We start from the raw sequence: 201 nt of genomic DNA on the forward strand, positions 1-201 counted from the left end.
CTGATTCGGCGGCGGAGGCGGCGAGTTGGGCGGACCGCCGAACTGCCCCGTCGGAGCCTGATACTGCTGCCCCGGATACTGCGACGGCACCGTCGGACCACCGCCAGAACCCCACGGATCACTCACCCGATCCCGGCTGTCCCTCCGCTTCACGAACACGACCACCACAACCGCGATACCGACGAGCACCAGGAAGATCAG

1 pseudogene is annotated in these 201 nt (G+C 67.2%); it reads right to left on the reverse strand.

Features of this window, described 5'->3' with window-relative positions:
- Nucleotides 1-201, reverse strand: a pseudogene (locus tag AN218_RS37610) (hypothetical protein); the annotation flags it as partial.

The sequence above is a fragment of the Streptomyces nanshensis genome (assembly GCF_001751255.1).
Lineage (GTDB): Bacteria > Actinomycetota > Actinomycetes > Streptomycetales > Streptomycetaceae > Streptomyces > Streptomyces nanshensis_A.